The organism is Paenibacillus sp. FSL P4-0338, assembly GCF_038002365.1.
GTDB lineage: Bacteria > Bacillota > Bacilli > Paenibacillales > Paenibacillaceae > Paenibacillus_AQ.
Map to the genome: position 1 here is coordinate 2,388,767 of NZ_JBBOCG010000001.1, position 17,372 is coordinate 2,406,138.

21 protein-coding genes are annotated in these 17,372 nt (G+C 50.6%); 6 read left to right on the forward strand and 15 right to left on the reverse strand.

Annotated elements, in window-relative coordinates:
* The first annotated feature begins 70 nt into the window (after nucleotides 1-70).
* Both MKZ07_RS10555 and MKZ07_RS10560 read left to right on the forward strand, forming a co-directional pair.
* Entirely contained in the window at nucleotides 71-856 is a 786-nt protein-coding gene (locus tag MKZ07_RS10555) for an acetoacetate decarboxylase family protein (protein WP_051494037.1), read from the forward strand.
* A gap of 13 nt (nucleotides 857-869) precedes the next feature.
* Nucleotides 870-1,634 carry an SDR family NAD(P)-dependent oxidoreductase gene (locus MKZ07_RS10560; protein ID WP_036700937.1) on the forward strand — a complete coding sequence of 255 codons (765 nt, stop codon included), beginning with the start codon at nucleotides 870-872 and terminating at the stop codon, nucleotides 1,632-1,634.
* Between the two features lie 88 nt (nucleotides 1,635-1,722).
* Here MKZ07_RS10560 and MKZ07_RS10565 read toward each other — a convergent pair whose 3' ends face one another.
* Genes MKZ07_RS10565 through MKZ07_RS10580 form a run of 4 tightly spaced genes read right to left on the reverse strand, consistent with a single transcriptional unit; the run spans nucleotide 1,723 to nucleotide 3,921 of the window.
* On the reverse strand, nucleotides 1,723-2,331 hold the full coding sequence (locus MKZ07_RS10565) for a class I SAM-dependent methyltransferase (protein ID WP_341025743.1): 609 nt from the start codon (nucleotides 2,329-2,331) through the stop codon (nucleotides 1,723-1,725).
* A gap of 21 nt (nucleotides 2,332-2,352) precedes the next feature.
* Entirely contained in the window at nucleotides 2,353-2,985 is a 633-nt protein-coding gene (locus MKZ07_RS10570) for a pyridoxamine 5'-phosphate oxidase family protein (protein ID WP_036700933.1), read from the reverse strand.
* A 42-nt stretch (nucleotides 2,986-3,027) separates the two neighbouring features.
* A complete protein-coding gene (locus MKZ07_RS10575) occupies nucleotides 3,028-3,420 on the reverse strand; it encodes a VOC family protein (protein WP_036700931.1) in 393 nt (130 codons plus the stop codon).
* 36 nt (nucleotides 3,421-3,456) lie between these two features.
* The gene (locus tag MKZ07_RS10580; protein WP_036700929.1) at nucleotides 3,457-3,921 is read right to left on the reverse strand and encodes a hypothetical protein; all 465 of its coding nucleotides are present in this window, start codon (nucleotides 3,919-3,921) and stop codon (nucleotides 3,457-3,459) included.
* Between the two features lie 545 nt (nucleotides 3,922-4,466).
* Here MKZ07_RS10580 and MKZ07_RS10585 point away from each other — a divergent pair.
* Complete coding sequence (locus MKZ07_RS10585; RefSeq protein WP_036700926.1) at nucleotides 4,467-4,838, forward strand: iron chaperone; 372 nt, start codon at nucleotides 4,467-4,469, stop codon at nucleotides 4,836-4,838.
* A 125-nt stretch (nucleotides 4,839-4,963) separates the two neighbouring features.
* On the opposite strand, the gene MKZ07_RS10590 is transcribed toward MKZ07_RS10585, so the two are convergent.
* The 5 genes from MKZ07_RS10590 to MKZ07_RS10610 form a co-directional block, all read right to left on the reverse strand.
* Nucleotides 4,964-5,461 carry a YcxB family protein gene (locus MKZ07_RS10590; RefSeq protein WP_036700923.1) on the reverse strand — a complete coding sequence of 166 codons (498 nt, stop codon included), beginning with the start codon at nucleotides 5,459-5,461 and terminating at the stop codon, nucleotides 4,964-4,966.
* Between the two features lie 32 nt (nucleotides 5,462-5,493).
* Nucleotides 5,494-6,417 carry a DUF7638 domain-containing protein gene (locus MKZ07_RS10595; protein WP_341025747.1) on the reverse strand — a complete coding sequence of 308 codons (924 nt, stop codon included), beginning with the start codon at nucleotides 6,415-6,417 and terminating at the stop codon, nucleotides 5,494-5,496.
* A gap of 16 nt (nucleotides 6,418-6,433) precedes the next feature.
* Nucleotides 6,434-7,558, reverse strand: a complete 1,125-nt coding sequence (locus tag MKZ07_RS10600) for a PTS transporter subunit EIIC (RefSeq protein ID WP_036700918.1) — start codon at nucleotides 7,556-7,558, stop codon at nucleotides 6,434-6,436.
* Between the two features lie 117 nt (nucleotides 7,559-7,675).
* Complete coding sequence (locus tag MKZ07_RS10605; RefSeq protein ID WP_036700916.1) at nucleotides 7,676-9,232, reverse strand: ABC-F family ATP-binding cassette domain-containing protein; 1,557 nt, start codon at nucleotides 9,230-9,232, stop codon at nucleotides 7,676-7,678.
* A 102-nt stretch (nucleotides 9,233-9,334) separates the two neighbouring features.
* On the reverse strand, nucleotides 9,335-9,679 hold the full coding sequence (locus MKZ07_RS10610) for a DUF3888 domain-containing protein (RefSeq protein WP_076156893.1): 345 nt from the start codon (nucleotides 9,677-9,679) through the stop codon (nucleotides 9,335-9,337).
* An 85-nt stretch (nucleotides 9,680-9,764) separates the two neighbouring features.
* Between MKZ07_RS10610 and MKZ07_RS10615 the strand changes: the two genes are divergently transcribed.
* Nucleotides 9,765-10,190, forward strand: a complete 426-nt coding sequence (locus MKZ07_RS10615) for a hypothetical protein (RefSeq protein ID WP_341025749.1) — start codon at nucleotides 9,765-9,767, stop codon at nucleotides 10,188-10,190.
* Between the two features lie 20 nt (nucleotides 10,191-10,210).
* Nucleotides 10,211-10,729, forward strand: coding sequence for a hypothetical protein (locus tag MKZ07_RS10620; RefSeq protein WP_341025751.1), 519 nt, complete (start codon nucleotides 10,211-10,213; stop codon nucleotides 10,727-10,729).
* 352 nt (nucleotides 10,730-11,081) lie between these two features.
* Here the strand turns inward: MKZ07_RS10620 and MKZ07_RS10625 are convergent, their stop codons facing one another.
* The 6 genes from MKZ07_RS10625 to MKZ07_RS10650 all read right to left on the reverse strand — a co-directional run bounded on the left by MKZ07_RS10625 (nucleotide 11,082) and on the right by MKZ07_RS10650 (nucleotide 16,615).
* Complete coding sequence (locus MKZ07_RS10625) at nucleotides 11,082-11,894, reverse strand: ABC transporter permease (RefSeq protein WP_036700910.1); 813 nt, start codon at nucleotides 11,892-11,894, stop codon at nucleotides 11,082-11,084.
* Nucleotides 11,891-12,910 (reverse strand): daunorubicin resistance protein DrrA family ABC transporter ATP-binding protein, encoded by a 1,020-nt coding sequence (locus MKZ07_RS10630; RefSeq protein ID WP_036700908.1) that lies wholly within the window; start codon nucleotides 12,908-12,910, stop codon nucleotides 11,891-11,893. Before MKZ07_RS10630 ends, MKZ07_RS10625 begins: the two co-directional genes overlap by 4 nt.
* A gap of 182 nt (nucleotides 12,911-13,092) precedes the next feature.
* Nucleotides 13,093-13,524 (reverse strand): hypothetical protein, encoded by a 432-nt coding sequence (locus MKZ07_RS10635; RefSeq protein WP_156949740.1) that lies wholly within the window; start codon nucleotides 13,522-13,524, stop codon nucleotides 13,093-13,095.
* Between the two features lie 174 nt (nucleotides 13,525-13,698).
* Entirely contained in the window at nucleotides 13,699-14,613 is a 915-nt protein-coding gene (locus MKZ07_RS10640) for a phosphotransferase (protein ID WP_036700905.1), read from the reverse strand.
* A gap of 22 nt (nucleotides 14,614-14,635) precedes the next feature.
* Nucleotides 14,636-15,478: a GNAT family N-acetyltransferase gene (locus tag MKZ07_RS10645; RefSeq protein WP_036700902.1), complete on the reverse strand. Its 843-nt coding sequence runs from the start codon at nucleotides 15,476-15,478 to the stop codon at nucleotides 14,636-14,638.
* A 255-nt stretch (nucleotides 15,479-15,733) separates the two neighbouring features.
* Nucleotides 15,734-16,615, reverse strand: a complete 882-nt coding sequence (locus MKZ07_RS10650; protein WP_341025756.1) for an AraC family transcriptional regulator — start codon at nucleotides 16,613-16,615, stop codon at nucleotides 15,734-15,736.
* A 222-nt stretch (nucleotides 16,616-16,837) separates the two neighbouring features.
* Here MKZ07_RS10650 and MKZ07_RS10655 point away from each other — a divergent pair, with 222 nt between their 5' ends.
* Complete coding sequence (locus tag MKZ07_RS10655; RefSeq protein ID WP_341025758.1) at nucleotides 16,838-17,371, forward strand: CDP-alcohol phosphatidyltransferase family protein; 534 nt, start codon at nucleotides 16,838-16,840, stop codon at nucleotides 17,369-17,371.
* Nucleotide 17,372: the final 1 nt, after the last annotated feature.

Consider the following 17,372-nt stretch of genomic DNA (forward strand, 5'->3'; position numbering starts at 1 on the left):
TCCATATATATAATCACTGGAATAGTCATGTTACATTATTCGTGACCCTATAACACAGGAGGAGATTCAGATGAGCAGCTTCGTAAAAGATGTGAATGAAATTACCAAAAGAATCAATACACCTACGACCTTCTATAATGCCGAGACCCTAACCGTCTATTGGGAGACTTCGCCCGAAGTGATCCGCAGCATTCTGCCCGCCCCGCTTACGCCGGGTCCAAGGCCGCTTGTGCACGCTTTTGTAGCTAACTATCCCCGCACCAGCTTCTGCGAGCCTTACCGGGAAGCCGCGGTCTTCGTCCTGGCAGCCTACAATGGGCAACCGGGCACCTACTGCCTCTCCATGCCGATCAGCGATGATATCGCGATGGGCCTGGGGCGTGAGATTTACGGCTTCCCCAAGAAGATGGCCGACATCAGCCTGCAGAAGGAGGATCAGCATGTGGCAGGCAGCGTCTCCCGGCGGGGCACTGAATTCTTCCATGTAGAGGCCGCGCTTAGCGGGAAAATGAATGCCGGGAACGGACAGCGCATCATCTCCGAGCATTATGGTGACGGACTGCCTGTCTTCAACATGAAGTATTCCAAGTCTCCGGATGGCCGAGGCTTCGATCTTGGACCGCTGCTGATCCGGCAGACAGCCTCTATGGATGTCAGCGTGCGCACAGCGGCAGAAGTAGAGATTCACCTGCATGACTCTCCGCATGACCCTTGGGCTGAACTGGAAGTCGTTCGTATGCTGGGCGGCATCTACACGGTCAGCAATACCGTCCTTGAACGCGGTGAGGTCCTGACTGCTGTAGATCCTGTACAGTTCCTTCCTTACTCCAACTTGCGCTGGGACTGGTGGAATTAATGGAGGTGTGCCAGTGAGAAATCCATTTGATTTGAGTGGAAAAGTAGCGGTGGTGACAGGAGCAGCCGGGGGGATAGGCGCAGAATTGGCTCAAGCTCTGGCCGGGCAAGGCGCGGACGTCGCCCTGCTGGATGTAAGAGTAGACAAGCTGGAACCGGCGCGGCAACAGATTGAAGCCCAGGGCCGCCGGGTGCTTCCGGTCCAATGTGACGTAACCCGCGGAACAGAGATTGAATCGGCGGTAGCAAGCATTCTGGAGCATTTCGGACAGCTAGATATCCTGGTGAATAATGCCGGAGTCGCCTCCGCAGGCTCTGTCGAGGAACTGGACGAAGCGGAATGGGACCGGGTGATGGGTACCAATGTGAAAAGTATTTTCCTCATGTCCAAAGCGGTGATCCCGGCCATGAAAGAACGCCAGCAAGGCCGCATTATCAACCTTGCTTCCATCTGTGGTGTGAAGGGCAGCAAGCTGGCCGCTCTGCATGCCTATAATGCCTCCAAAGGCGCAGTCGTGAATCTGACCCGCGGCATGGGCGCGACCCTTGCTTCATACGGAATCACAGTAAATGCGATCGGACCCAGCCTGTTCCCCAGCGGGATGACCCGCGCGCTCTATCAGGACCACTTCCTGGAGCAGTATAATATGCTATGCCCCATGGGACGTCCCGGCAACCCCGATGAATTGAACGGCGCTGTCCTCTACTTCGCCTCGGATGCTTCCAGCTACACGACAGGCCAGACGCTATATGTGGACGGGGGCTGGACAGCCGTCTGATTCTAGCCTAAAGAGCTGTCTTCCTAGCCATGGAATGGCTGGAGGACAGCTCTAGTTGTGTGAATACAGCAATCGCTTCCAACAGATTTTAAAGCTGCTGCGGCCCCGCCCAGATCAAATGCACCATATTCAGCGAATAGCTCTCCACTCTAGTGATTTGCAGCCCCGACTCCCGGACCAGTCCGAGAATATCCCGGGTCTGATGGCAGCCGTATATTCGATAGAGCAGCGGATTCAGCGCCCGTTGCAGCGTAGAGACCATGATATTAGAACCAATTCCATGCTCCAGGAGCAGGATTGTGCCGTCCGGCTTACACCAGCGGTTAAGCTTCTCCAGCAGGTTCAGCGGGTTCTTATAGCTGCATAAGGACAGCGTGGAGACAATGGTATCGAACGAATGCGCAGCAAAGCTCATATCTTCGATATCCGCACATATACACTCGGCATCCAGGCGGTACTGTCCGGCGGCCCGTCTGGCCTTCTCAACCATAGCTCCACTGAAGTCCGCAGCTGTGATCTTGACGCCATGAGGATAGAACGGGAAGTTCGCCCCGGCTCCGACGGCAAGCTCCAGCACCTCACCCCTAGCAGAACCGATTAGCTTCTGGCGCCAGCGCCGCTGCTTCGGATCTTCTCTTTTACGGTCATAGTCCGTGGCCTGCCTGTCAAAAATCCGTATCAGCCGCTCTGTATCCATTCCCGCTATTCCCTCCCCTTCTTAATACAGCCGCTTCTCGTAGCTCTCCTCTATACCGCGCCGCACCACATCCTCCGTGAACTCCGCTGTATTCACATGCGCCGCAATGATGGCCGGAGCAGATGGGAGCAGGGCTTCAGCAGGCCATGTGCCGGGGTCCCAGACCTGCGATCTTTTGAAGGCCTTGGCACAGTGCATATAACATTCCTCCACCTTCACTCCAATTCCCAGCGCAGGCCGCTTGCCTCTGGCTCGCATCCGATCCAGGATAGGCTCATCCTTAATGATATAAGCTTGCCCGTTAACCCGCAGGGTCTCTTCCAGTCCCGGGATAATAAAAATCAGACCAATCTGCGGATTAGCCAGGATATTCAGCAAAGAGTCCAATCTGCGGTTCCCCGGCCGCTCCGGAATGACCAGATGCCCTTCATCCAGCACCAGCACCGAACCGGGCGCATCCCCGCGCGGAGAGACATCGCAAGACCCGTGTTCATCTGCTGTGGACAAGAATAATAGAGGGGACATCGCTATATAATCACGGCAGTGATGATCCAGATAATGGATCGATTTGCGCTTCACCACTTCACTCGGATAGCCCAGAAGCTCTCTCAGCTCATTTTCCGATGTCAGCATTTCATGAAAAGGTTTATTCATCCCGCATCCCCGATTCTGATTATTATGTTGACTGTGCTCCGCCTAACGCCAGACCTTCATCCGTTCATCCAGAGTGGAAGTATGCAGCTCCAGCTGAATTCCGTCCGGGTCCAGGAAATTCACCGACCAGCCGGTTCCCCGCTCAACAGGTCCTCTGACGATCTCAACGTGATGCTTCTGCAAGATGCCGACAGCTTCCTTGAAATCATCCTCTGCGATATAAAAAGCTACGTGATCCATCCCGGGATATCCTCCCGGCTGCTGCCCGGCCTCCGTCCGTTCCACCAGACATACCCAGGCGCTGCCCCACTCCAAATAGGCATCCGACCTCCCGCGGTGTCTAACGCTCATCCCAAGAATCCCTTCATAGAATTTCAATGAAGACTGAAGATCCTGTACCAGAAGGGTGATGTGACTGAATCCGGCGACTTTCATGTGAGCAGCTCCTCCTGTTCTCCGTCCCTTAGTTAACTACAACCATCTCATAAACTTCTTATGTACCACTTCGATCTGATGATGCTCTGCCCATTCCGTTAGCGCCCGTATCCCCTGGTCTTCCTGCTCGGGGAAGTGAAAACAATATTTATAAGCAACCAGCAGATAGGCTCTGGGCTTAACTGCGATCACGGGCATGAAGTAGCCTTTGATGTAAATCCGCTTAACAGTAGAGGCTTCAATCTCTATATCCTTGATCTGTAGAGCTTCCGGCCTTATTTCAATGTTGAACGCCCTGCTAAAGGTAAACAAACGATATATCATAATTCCCGCAACGGCGATTGCGATTCCGACGACGAGATAGACCAAAAAATGCTCCAGCGGAGTAGTTCGGTCAAACTCAAGGATATACCATATCCAGAATAACATCAGGGCAATCACGCTTATAGTGGCCAGCAATTCAGCAGGACGTTTACCCTTTAACACGATCATCTTATCCATCCTATAACCCCCTTCTAATTATCCTTAAGAACAACAAGCTTCTTCTATCATACAGGGAAATGCTGGAATGAGGAAGGGATGAGGGTCTGACGACATTTAACCGGCCCATGTGCTTTTTTAGCAACATGTTCTGAGTCTAAGTGTTTATTCTCCCATCGACCGCTTGTATTGAGCAACATTGTTGCACTTCTTGCAAGATTCCTTAAGAATAATTACTTTATTTGGTACATTATTGCATCTTTTGCAGGAATTCCAGTATTCAGAGCAAACTAGAGCTGGTTTTGTTGCCTTTTATGCAGGATTTCAGTATGGGGCGCTTATAATAGACAGCATTGTTGCACTTCTTGCAGCAAATTTCTAAACAACAATGAAAGAGGACTGTCCCCCAAAGGATGCTCCCTCATTCATTCTCTATTTTTGCAAATCATTGATCTCCTACTCCGTTAACCCCTTAATCAAATTTATTCATTAAAATTTTTGACTATCCAGCAGCTAGAAGATATCATGGATGGCATAAGGGCTCACAGAGATCAGGAGGATGAACCATGGATGTGTTTGCAGAGTATCTGGCGAAGATTGATGATCCGGTGCACCGGGCTACGGTGGAGGAAGTACTCGCTTGGGTATTGCAGGAATTCCCGCAACTTGAACCTAGAATCGCCTGGAACCAGCCGATGTTCACCGATCACGGAACGTACATTATCGGCTTCAGTGTAGCCAAAGGGCATATGGCCGTCGCCCCGGAAAAAGCGGGCATGGATCATTTCGAGGAGGTCCTAAAGCAAGGCGGAGTAGATCACACCAAGCTGCTGATCCGCATGAAATGGACGAATCCGGTGGATTACGGCCTGCTGAGACAGTTAATCGAGTTCAATATCGCCGACAAGGCGGATTGCACAAGCTTTTGGCGGGTATAGCTGCGGCTAGTCATCCGCTCCCACGCTTCCAGGTACAGAAAAGGACATGCGCGGGTAGCATGTCCTTCTATTTCTCACTGAAACGGTACCGTCCGTTAAAAGGACGGCAAGGCCGTTTCTACTTGTCACCAAATCACGCCACTGACAATCTTACGGTGATCTGACACATACGCTCTGAACTTATTCTCCTGTGCAGCATCCTCGAACGATTGCTTCGCAACGAACCAATACTCCTGTGGCCCATGGAACAGCAGATAATAACTCTGGTTCTCCCATACCCGGGTGAAGGAGTCCCATGTCATCACGGACGCATCCTTTTCCGGACTGAAATTGATTCCCTCTGCATCGAAAAGATATTCAAATTCCTTATTGTACCTTGTATCTGCCGACAAAATCTTCGGTAAAAGCAAGGTTCGCATCACGATCGACATCCCCATGGTCAGAATCAGCGTGATCGATATGCCGAGCAGAATGACCGATTGGTTCTGAATATACAGAATCATACACACCGCTATAAATACCGCTTGAACTCCAATGGCCAATATAGATTTCCACGAGTGGAAATATAGGGCCCGCGCCACCTTGGAAATATGCCGTCCATAATGAAAGCTGATTGTCTCCATCCTGCCACCTCTATCTCTTTACTTTAATCCGTTCATACTTCCCTTGTCTCTTCAGGATGATACAGAATTCGCTGGTAATCCCAATCCTTCGAATCCATATCGCCCAGATACATCCGTTCATGCTCCGGCACTAGCTCATATTTGATTCTAAGCTGCTCCCGGTAGTATTCACCTGGATTCTCCAGATAAGCATAATAGGCTGCCCGGCACGCTTCATGGGCCGTTTGTTCGCCGTTTAGCTTCTTGTGGAGGTTGTGCAGCTCTTTGAGCTTCTCTTCCACATCGGCAGAGTATAGGGCTTCGCCTAACATAACCTCGCCCAATTGCAGAATGTGTACCGTTACAGGAGTATCAATTGTCGTGAAAAAGGTCTTATCTGCAACAAGAGCATCCAGCTCCTCCAGCTTGTACTCCACTTCATCCGGCAGGTTATAAATGGCTACCCGCCCGTCCATGTACACCACGACATCGGCTAAATAATTCTTACCGCCATACTTCATGAACAGATGGACACTTTTGCCCTCCGTCGTCTGGTAGAACATTTCGCTGTTGACATAGAATTCCGTAGCGGAAGGTGAATGGGCAATCCGGCGCGCCTCATTGCGCTCCTGCTCCCGCTCCGAAATGTCATAGATATTCGTAAGCTCAGGATTCAGACGGGCCACCGTATCCTGAATATGCTGATAATAGCTTGCTTCATTATAAGTCCACTTCGCCGACTCCACGGTATACGCCCCCAGACCATGAATGGACAGCTGCTCTCCTGCCGGGGCTGCCGGCGTCAGCCAGCCCGATTGTATTTTGCCGGATAAGCCCTTAAGATCTATAAGCTCCCAGCAGTTGACCATGCCGTCTTCGTACACATCTACATTAATATAGAAGTAACTTCCTCCGTTATGGATGATTCCGGGAATGGAAGTCCCCTCCACCGTCTTAGTTCTTCTAATGGCTCTCATATGTAATCCTCCTTAGCTAGGATTTGGCAAGGGGTTCGATGGCCGGCTCGGGTCCAAGCTTCACACACAGCGTGGCTATCAGGGCAATCAGGAATCCGGTGGTACATGCGATCAGGAAGCCGCCGAATCCGTCCCCCAGATAAGCAGGCAGCGTCGCCAGCCCCGGAAAAGCGAATGAAATCGCAGACGAGCCGAACATCCCGACCATCCCGCCGCCAATCGAGCCTGCGCAGCAGACAATAATCATCGGCTTACGCAGCGGCAGATTGACCCCGAACATGGCAGGCTCCGTTACACCGAACAAGGCCGATATGGATGCCGACAGGCTTAGGGTACGGAACTGCTTGTCTTTGGCTTTGATAAACACCGCCAGCGCGGCTCCCGCCTGGGCGAAGGCAGCAGGACCCATCAGCGCGAGGATCGTGTCTGATCCGCCTGTGCTGATATTGTTGATCGCCAGCGGCACCAGACTCCAGTGCAGTCCGAAGATCACCATCGGCTGAATGACCGCCCCCAGCACCATTCCAGCGCCGACTGAACTGAAATTGTACACTGTACGGTACCCGTCTGCCAGGGCATCCCCGGCCAGCGCCCCCATCGGTCCGAATACCAGCAGCGTCACCGACGAGACCACAACCACAGAGATCAGCGGAGTGAAGAAGCCGCTGATGACCTCCGGCAATATTTTGACACAGAATCGCTCGACATAGACCAGCAGGCCTACCGCCAGAATGATGGGAATAGCGCTTGCAGGATAATTCACCGGCCTAATGCTCATGCCCATAAACTCAATGATTTCGTTGTTCGCGAATAATGTAGTCAGACTGGGATACAGCATAACCCCGCCTATCACGACCGCCGTAAAAGGATTGGCCCCGAATTTACGGGCTGCCGTAAACGCCAGCAGCAGCGGAAGGTAATGGAACAGGCTGTCCGCCATGGCATTCAGCACCGTGTAGGTCCCTTCCGTCTTGCTGACGAGCTCCAGTGCAACCGCACCCGCGAGCAGCCCCTTCATGATTCCTGCCGCGCTCAATATATTAACTATGGGAAGAAAAATACCAGAAATGCCGTCAATAATAATATTGACCAGACTGCGTTTGGATGGCTTCACGACTGTCTCCTCATTCACTGCGTTCATAGGATCCCCCTGCATTCTTACTCCACTGTAATACGAATGACCCGTAAGAGTCACTTTTTGCAAAGTGCCCCTCCTACGGGTCAAGCTCAACACCGGCGTTATTGCCGGTTCGGTTCTCTAGAAGACTTTAGTCGTCCATGATTCGCAGTTCCAGGTATCGGTCACGATATCCCGGTAGAATTCAGGCTCATGGGAGATCAGCAGAATGCTGCCTTTATAGGCTTTGAGCGCACGCTGCAACTCTTCCTTCGCATCGACATCGAGATGGTTGGTAGGCTCATCGAGTACCAGCAAATTGCTCTCCCGGTTAATCAGCTTGCACAGACGTACCTTGGCCTTCTCGCCGCCGCTCAGGACAGCAATTTTACTCTCAATATGCTTGGTGGTCAGACCACACTTCGCCAGCGCTGCACGAATCTCGAATTGGGAGTAGGACGGGAATTCGTTCCAGATCTCCTCGATACAGGTGTTGTAATTCGATTCCTTCATTTCCTGTTCGAAATACCCGATCTCCAGCAGATCGCCAAGACGGGCTGTGCCTGAGATAGGCTGAATCTGTCCGAGAATGCTGCGCAACAGCGTGGTTTTACCAATACCGTTCGCACCGACGAGGGCAATCTTCTGCCCCCGCTCCATACTGAGGTCCAGCGGACGCGACAATGGGGAATCATATCCGATGACCAGATCCTTGGTCTCAAAAACCATTTTGCCGGAGGTCCGCCCCTGCTTGAAATTGAACTGCGGCTTCGGCTTCTCCTTGGCAATCTCGATGACTTCCATCTTATCCAGCTTCTTCTGCCGGGACATCGCCATATTGCGGGTAGCTACGCTGGCCTTGTTGCGGGCAACGAAGTCCTTTAGTTCTGATATCTCCTGCTGTTGGCGCTTGAACGCGGATTCCAGCTGCGACTTCTTCGCTTCGTACACCTGCTGGAAATACTCGTAATCGCCCACGTAACGCGACAGTGACTGGTTCTCCATATGGTAGATCAGGTTGATCACACTATTAAGGAACGGAATGTCATGCGAGATCAGGATGAAGGCATTCTCATAATCCAGCAGGTAGCGCTTCAGCCAGTTGATATGCTGTTCATCCAGATAGTTCGTAGGCTCATCGAGCAACAGAATATCCGGCTTCTCCAGCAGCAGCTTCGCCAGCAGCACCTTGGTCCGCTGACCGCCGCTGAGGTCGTTGACATCCTTGTCCAGACCGATATCGGTCAGACCGAGCCCGCGTGCGGTTTCATCGATTTTGGCATCGATCATATAGAAGTCCTGGCTGGTCAGCATGTCCTGAATCGTTCCGACATCCTCCAGCAGTTGCTCCAGTTCCTCAGGGGTCACATCTCCCATCCTGCCGTACATGTCGTTCATCTCTTGTTCCATATCGAACAGATATTGGAAGGCCCCGCGCAGCACATCCCGGATGGATTGCCCCTGCTGAAGCACCGCATGCTGATCCAGATAACCGGCGCGCATCCGCTTCGCCCATTCCACCTTGCCTTCGTCCGGCTGCAGCTTACCGGTAATGATGTTCATGAAGGTCGATTTCCCTTCACCATTGGCGCCGATCAGACCGATATGCTCACCTTTCAGCAGACGGAAAGAGACATCCGTGAAGATGGCCCGGTCGCCGAAGCCGTGACTAAGCTTTTCTACATTTAATATGCTCATGAAGTTACACCTTTTCCTTTATTCTATATTCTCGTCATATTATAAAGGCTAACGCGCCACAACTCCAGAAGGTTTCTGAAAAAAGCCTGCTTCATTTGTATTTCACCTTAAAATATCCAGGTAATTTGGCGGAAAATGATGCCGCTCCGGTCCCTTTAGGTGTTTGTATTCTACTAGCTTAACTTGTGATGATGAGATTCTATAGGTAAACAGATCCTCGCCCACGCTGATATGCGGTCCCACCGTAGGGAAGGCTCTCAGCGTAATCTGAAAGTCAAAGCTGCGGAAGCCGTTCAACCTCTCTACCTGCTCTACTTGAACCAGATAAGGATACAACTGAGGCGTTGTGGTCAAAAGACTGAAATAGGCTGTCCTCAGCTGTTCATTCATGTATGGAAGCAATTTTTCATAGAGTTCGATTTTCTGGAAAGTAATATTTTGGATCATAAACTTACTATATCCTATATTTTGTATTATATTGGTTAGAGAGATGTCGGCAGATTTATAAATTACAGATTTGGAGAAGATACCTATGACTTTTAAACCGTTCAGAATTCCAACTATACTCTTAATACTTTCAGTCACCTTATTATCCGGGTGCGAAGGCGAACCTTCCAATAATCTCGCGGCAGCAGATAATGAGGCGTATAATTTCACAATTACTAACAACAGTCCATTATTTTTGAAAAGTGTAGTTGTGACTGTAGATGAAAAAAATGACACACTCATTAATGCTCAAATTGATAGTAATATCAAATTTGGAGAAGTCGCAAAGTTCAGGATCAAGAATGGAAAACATAGTTTCAAGATTACGCTCAATCCGAAAAAGAACTATTCTGTAAGTAAAGAGGTTAGTGAAAAATTTGAACAAGGCAAAGTGATTAAATATCAAGTAGAAATCGATAGAAATGAAGTCACTATTAATAAACAAACCGACAATGAGACATCTGAAGAGTAACCCAAGTTAGCGGAGGTAAGATGAGAGAACTTAAGGGAATAGGAATCAGTACTGTTAAATACGCACTCCTGAATTTCATGCTGGTCATTACAAACTTATTATTATATGCTTCAGGACCGGATGGAGGCGGAACCGGGGACCGGGAGGAAGGGCTGATGTTCTATCAGATGTACTTCATCTGCCTGCTTGCGGGATTTGTCATCTATGGAGTATGGTCCATTACAGCAGGCAGATATGAGAAAAAGACAAGAGGTCTAACGGCTATTCCTGTGTTATTCTCCTCAGTTTGTATCACCAGTGTATTCATTTATGCTAACAGCAGATATAAGAATCTGTATGATGATGAGTTTGTAAATGACGTAGGGTACAAGGTCTTGACGCTCTACGCCGATACTTCCCTCTACCTGGTATACTTCCTTCTGCTGATCGCTATTTGCATCAGCGTGCTTGGAATTGTTAAGCGGAACAAATTATCTATACTGGGGCTGTTGCTGAATCTATCGCTGCTAGTGCTCTTAACCCTTGTACAATTTCCATAAAACAATGCTCTCCATTCTCGTAGAAATCATGGCATGTTAAGATGAAGTTATGCTGATCTGGAGTCTTGGAGGTGTACAAAATGTATATGGAACAAGGGAACTTGATTATCCGGGATGCAACTATGGGGCAAGGCACACAGTGTTTAAAAATGCTGCCGTTATCTATTTGAAGCACAGGGTTTTCACTAAATTATATTCAGCATCTTATTTATTCTACAAATCATTCAAAGAACTCTTATCCACAAATTTACACTCACCTTTTCCACAGCAGCAGGAAACTATAATTTTCTATACAACAAAAAAACGCCAACCGATGCATCCCTGCATTCGTTGACGTCTTACTAAACCAGGCTTACGTCCGGCGCATATACGCACGCACGGTAATTGGAGCGAAGACCGCCACAATCACAGCGGCTCCGATCAGGGAGTAGACCAGATCACTGCCTACCGTTCCATGGTTGACCAGTTCACGGACAGCAGTGACCAGATGCGAGATCGGATTGTTATTCACGAACCACTGAAGCCATTTCGGCATCGTTTCAACCGGCACGAAGGCATTCGAGAGGAACGTTAGCGGGAATAACACGATCATTGAAATCCCCTGTACACTGGATGCCGTGCGGGCGATTACACCGAAAAAGGCAAAGATCCAGCTGATGGCCCAGGAGCATCCGATGACCAGAACCGCCGCCAGGGCAACCCCGCCGATGCCGCCTTCCGGCCGCAAGCCCATAATGTAGCCCATTACGAAGGTGAGTACCGTAGCAATCGTGTAGCGTATAGTATCTGCTAACAGTGCTCCTGCGAGAGGTGCAATCCGGGCAATCGGCAGCGATTTGAAGCGGTCGAACACCCCTTTCTCCATATCCTCCCGCAGCTGGACACCGGTGACGACAGAGGTCGTAATTACGGTCTGCACCAAGATTCCCGGAATGATTACCGGCAGATAACTTGCCACATCACCGGCAATCGCCCCGCCGAAGATATATGTGAACATCAAGGTGAATATAATCGGCTGAAACGTGACGTCAAACAATTGCTCCGGTGTACGCCGGATCTTGAGCAGTCCTCTGTAGGCCATCGTTAAGGAATTACGTACCACTTGGCCGAAGCTGGTATGGTTTTTTAAATTACGGTCTACACCCGGCTTGATTAAAGTACTCATGCTAGTACCCCCTTCTTCTGTGCGCTATCCGTGACAAGCCCCGCATCTTCCTTGACGCCATGACCGGTTAAGGTCAAGAATACTTCATCCAGCGTCGGCTTCTGCACACTCATCTCAAGCAGCGGTATGCTGGCCTCGCGAAGGGCGATCAGCAGATCGGTTACCCGGTCCACGTTCCCCATCGGTGCAATAATTTTGGCTGCTTCTGCGGACAGGTTAGAGCGTACCTGAAGCACCTGCTCCACAATCTGCTGCGCCTTCAGCAACTGCTGCGGTTGGACCACCTTCAGGTGAAGCGAGGAGCTGCCAACCGAGCTCTTGAGTTCATCAACGGTTCCCTCTGCAACCACCTTACCGGTATCAATCACGGCAATCCTGTCCGCCAGTTGATCCGCTTCTTCAAGATATTGGGTCGTCAGCAGGACCGTTGATCCCGTATTCACCAGCCTGCGGATCGTCTCCCACATCTGATTGCGCGTCCGGGGATCAAGTCCCGTTGTCGGCTCATCCAGGAAAATGAGCGGCGGTTGCGCAATTAGACTGGCCGCCAGATCCAGCCGCCGGCGCATCCCTCCGGAGAAATTCTTCAGCGGGCGCTTCGCTGCTTCCGTCAAGCCGAATTCCTCCAGCAGCTCAGAGGCCTTGCTGCGCGACTCCGCACGCCCCAGGCCATGAAGCCTGGAGAAGATCACCAGATTCTCCGTTGCGCTAAGCGATTCATCCACCGATGCATATTGACCCGTCACTCCGATTAACTGACGCACGATCTGCGGTTCTTTTGCCACATCATGTCCGAAGATACGCGCCGAACCTGCGTCAGGCCGCAGTAGGGTCGCCAGCATGCGAATTACGGTTGTCTTCCCGGCACCATTGGGACCCAGCACCCCATAGATCATTCCTGTGCCTACCTTGAGATCCACCCCATCCACGGCCCGGTTGCTCCCGTAGATTTTGACCAATCCCTGCGCTTCAATGGCGTAGCTGCTGCTCTGCCCTGCTGATTGTGTCTGCTTCATGCTTCATTCCTCCTTGATTGCTGAATCTATAAGGATAGTAACCGGCATATTTAAACTGAATTTAAACCCCCTCCTCCACTATCCGGTTGCTGTTTCCCTATCCCATTAAACCAAAAATCCGATCCCTTGGGATCGGACTTGCGGAGTACGCTTGCAGTCGTACACTCTATATGCTGTTCTCCTTAGTCATAGCCGCCTTCAGCTTCGGGCAATGCCTGGTACTCTTCTTTACCGGCTACGATCTCCGCGATGAAGGTCCGCAGCTCCAGCAGCTGCTCTGCATCTTCCGTAAGCTCACATTTCCCGCCGGACCAGGACCAATTCCGTGTGAACCCGTTGACAGTGATCCTCCAGCTATCTTCCTGGTAAGGAACCACCGCACAGCCCTGCTTGAGGGGCACAAGCGCAAGCTTCCCCATGATGCCGATGCCTCTCATCCGCTCATAAATGCTACGCATTTCATCTTCGGTCAGTGTAATATCCGCTGTGGCTGTTCCGTTCATAATCAGATCTTTTACCACGGTATCCTGATACGTATTAATCTCATTCTTGGTGACCTCCCCATACCCGTACCGGACGAAAAAATCGAAATCAGCAGGCATGTCCTCAGGCATCTCTCCCAATACCTCCGGCTGTTCCGGAGCGGGTTGTGCATCCTTATTCGTGCTACAGCCAGCTATGAGCAGTACGGCCAGCAGCAAGTAATATATAGGCCTCAGGGTGGTCACCTCCACAATGTCTATCTTCAAAGAGCTATGGTAAATTCTAGCCGCAACGAAATAATGAGCCTAATCCGACAGTGCCCGCATGATGTTGGATTTCGCCTCTGCCGCAATCGCTTCATTTCCGTCATCGACCGCTTGCATTAGGATCAGCATGGGGATGTATACCGCGATCAGCCGCGCCAGCAGCTTCGTTTCCTCGTCCGCTCCTCCGTACGTTTCGAAAAACACGCCGCGGGCGTAAGGTGGTAAAAAGCTATAAGCAACGCTCAAATCGCAAGCCGGATGGCCTACGCTCAGATCTCCCCAATCAATGATGCCGGAGACGATTCCGTTCTCATTCACAAGCATATTTTTGAAATGAAGATCGCCATGCAGCAGTACATTCACCGCCTCGACACGGTCCTTTTGCAGCCTGCTAATATACGCTTCGATCACACCGGACTCCTCCGGCGACAAGTGTCCAACCACCTTCGATAGAAAGCCCTCCAATTTCACTTTGCGCGATGCTATGTCCGTCAAGCTTCGATGATCTTGCTGAACTCCGCACTTCAGCGCCGCCTGCACCGGGAACTCATGCAATCTCCGCAAAAATTTCGCCAGCGTCTCTGCCGATAAAGCCCGGCTTTCTTCCGTCAAACCGATGGGGAAATCGCCTGGCACGTGAGCATAGCCAAGAAATGGTGCCGGGTATTCGTCACTTGCTTCGCCATAAAACAACGGTTTCGGATAGGGGATAGTCAAATAGGCCTCCAGCTTCGGCAGCAGCTTCCCCTCCATACGAATCGCGCCAACTGCAAACGTCCTTCTTGGAAACCGGAACACGTACTCGTCACCGATGAGAAAAACCGTATTGTCCCAGCCCCAGCCTAGTCGCTTCACTTGCTTCGAAGACAGCTGAGGGAATTGTCTGCCGATCAGCGTCCGCGCCTGTTCTTCGCTAACCTCCCACTCCGCATCCCATACATTCGTTCCTCCCATGAATTGTCTGTCTCCTCGTTCCTTAGGTAGTATAGTTGTAGGTGGCTAAATATTTCGCAATGACTTCCTTACTCTCATGCCACCACAGAATAGGAACTTCGCCTACCTTCACCAGACCTAACTTAGCGGCCAGATGATTGGAGCCAGTATTGCCGGTATCACAATCCCAATATGTTGTTAGCTGCCGCTGACGGCCAAGCGCTATGAATTCTTGACACAGTCTGAACGCCAACCCTTGATTACGGTATTCCTTGTGCGTGATGATATCCGGTTCAATATAGCCGCCACCCACATAAAAAGTATTACAAGCGCTTACAAATCCGCTCTCATTCAAATAACAATAACCAAAGGCCCTGTCCAGATAGGTCTCAGCCGAAGTCCACAGTAACCGGTAACTATCATCCATCTCCTGAATGTAGCGTTCAAACAACTGCTCATCAATTCTAGTTAAAACAAATTCTCCAGAATCCTCCTGAATGTCAGCAGGCGCTTTAGCGTTACTGTTCATCTTATAATGAGTTCTACTGAGCTCCACTGTGTTGTCTTTCAAAGGTTCTTTCAGCAGCGCTAGCCATTGACTGGAGGAGAAGTACAAATCATAGAAATTCGCGTGATTGGCCGGATTGGCTAAGAAATCAAGCAGGCTTCGATTGAACTGCTCATCATCTTCCTGCCCGAACAGATAATATTTTCCGCCTCGGCTTGTGACAAGCCCCGCAGTCGGCTGATCTAAGTTATTCACAAATATTCTGCCTGGCTGATCAAGATCTATGACCCCATGAACAAATACAAAGATGAATTCTCCTTCTCTATGCGCTAGAAGATGCTTGATTCTACTATACTCACTAGACTGTAATTCAATCATTCTAATCCTTCCTCTCAGTTAATTACCTGTTATGTATACCTGCCCTTCTCCTGGCAAAATACCCCCACAAAGTGAGGCTTTAGCTTCGATGATGACTCAGGTACTTTGCAGGGACCCCAAAACATATATAAATTCTTACTTGGCAAAAAAGCCGGGGCCACAGTCACCTGTGTCCGCCAGCCTAGTATATCATGCCTACCGCCAATTTTTCACCTCTACCCAAGCGGCGCCCGGTCCTGCTGGATACCTGCACCGTTAAGAGCGCCCTGCTTCCCGCACCGGAATCCATATTTCACTTTTAAAAGTTGGCGAACCGGTATCCTTGCCTTCATTCCACAGAAGCTCCGGCCCCTCGACCTGCTCATAATTGGAAGAAGGGAACCACTCGGAATAGATCCGGCCCCAGATATTCTGAAGTGTGTCCGGGAATGGCCCCACTGCTTCAAATACAGCCCACGTAGACACAGGAACCTCAAGCTTGGCGTAGGATGGCGGAGCTTCCAGAGTGGTGGCAACACCAATATAATGATCCAGCTCCCCGCGTTCCTCCATCCGTCCTTCCGAGAAATTCACCGATGCGCTGATCATTCCCGCCGGAATGATATTCGACAGCCCCTTCAGCTCGCCTATCATCTCCATGCTCAGACTCTGCCACATGGCAGCGATCTCCGGGTTCACCCCGCTGAACTGGATGGCTACCCGTTTCTTGAGTCCAACGATCCGGAAAGCCTCTTTCTCCTCAATACGGTAATTCATTTCACTGCCTCCTCTGATGGTCAACTGAAAAGTCATTCGAGGAAAGGCCTTCAGGGGTGTCCCTGCCGTTCTTGCTTCTGAAGGCGTTACGCCGTGAAGCTGCTGAAAGGCTTTGGTGAATGCATCCGGCGAAGTATATCCATACTCCAAGGCAACATCAATTATCCGGTGCTGGCTCCCCTGCAGCTTGAAGGCAGCCAGCGTGAGACGTCTGCGGCGGATATATTCGGAGAGCGGGATACCGGCCAGGAAGGAGAACATCCGTGTAAAATGATACTCCGAGCATAACGCGTAGCCCGCAGCCACTTTTACATCGATCTCGTCGTCCAGGTGCTCTTCAATGTAGAAGAGTGCAGCATTCATATCTTCCAGCAGATTCATTGTGTACCTCCCTTTCCTCACCATCAGATTAACAGCTGTACCGGGACAGCATCCGACAGTTCCTGCACCATATTAACGGATACTTTCATAGCCGCATGAATAATTCCCAAATCCATAATCATTCAAGACAATCCGCTAATTTAGAGGCATAATGAAGCATAGAATATATACGAATAAGCGAGACAGGAAGTCCCTATTACGCGGTTAAAAAGGGAGGTTGCCATGAAGCTTGTCCCCAACTGCATCACGCTCAGCCGGATCGGGCTGGCTCTTCTGCTGCTGTACCTGGCGCCGCTGGGCACGGGCTTCACTGTAGTCTACCTCCTGTGCGGAATTACCGATCTGCTGGATGGCCCTATTGCCCGAATGTCCGGTACAGTTAGCAGCCTCGGTGCCAAGCTCGATTCCGTGGCCGATATGACGCTGGCAGGCACTGCACTCTATACCTTATATCCGTTCCTTGGTCTGACCTTCGGCCTTCTCCTGTGGATCGTGCTGATTGCCGTTATCCGGGGAGCCTCCATCCTGACCGCGCTGCGCAAATTCAGCACCTACGGCAGCATTCATACCTACGGGAACAAGCTGGCCGGATTGCTGCTATTCCTTACACCGTTGCTGCTTCCCTATGTGAATCAGGCGATCTGGACAATGACTGTATGCTTAATAGCCACTCTATCTGCAATCGAGGAACTGATCCTGCTTCTGATCTCAAGTGAGCTGCAGCTGGACCGCAAGGGATTGTATGTGCGGCGCTGAT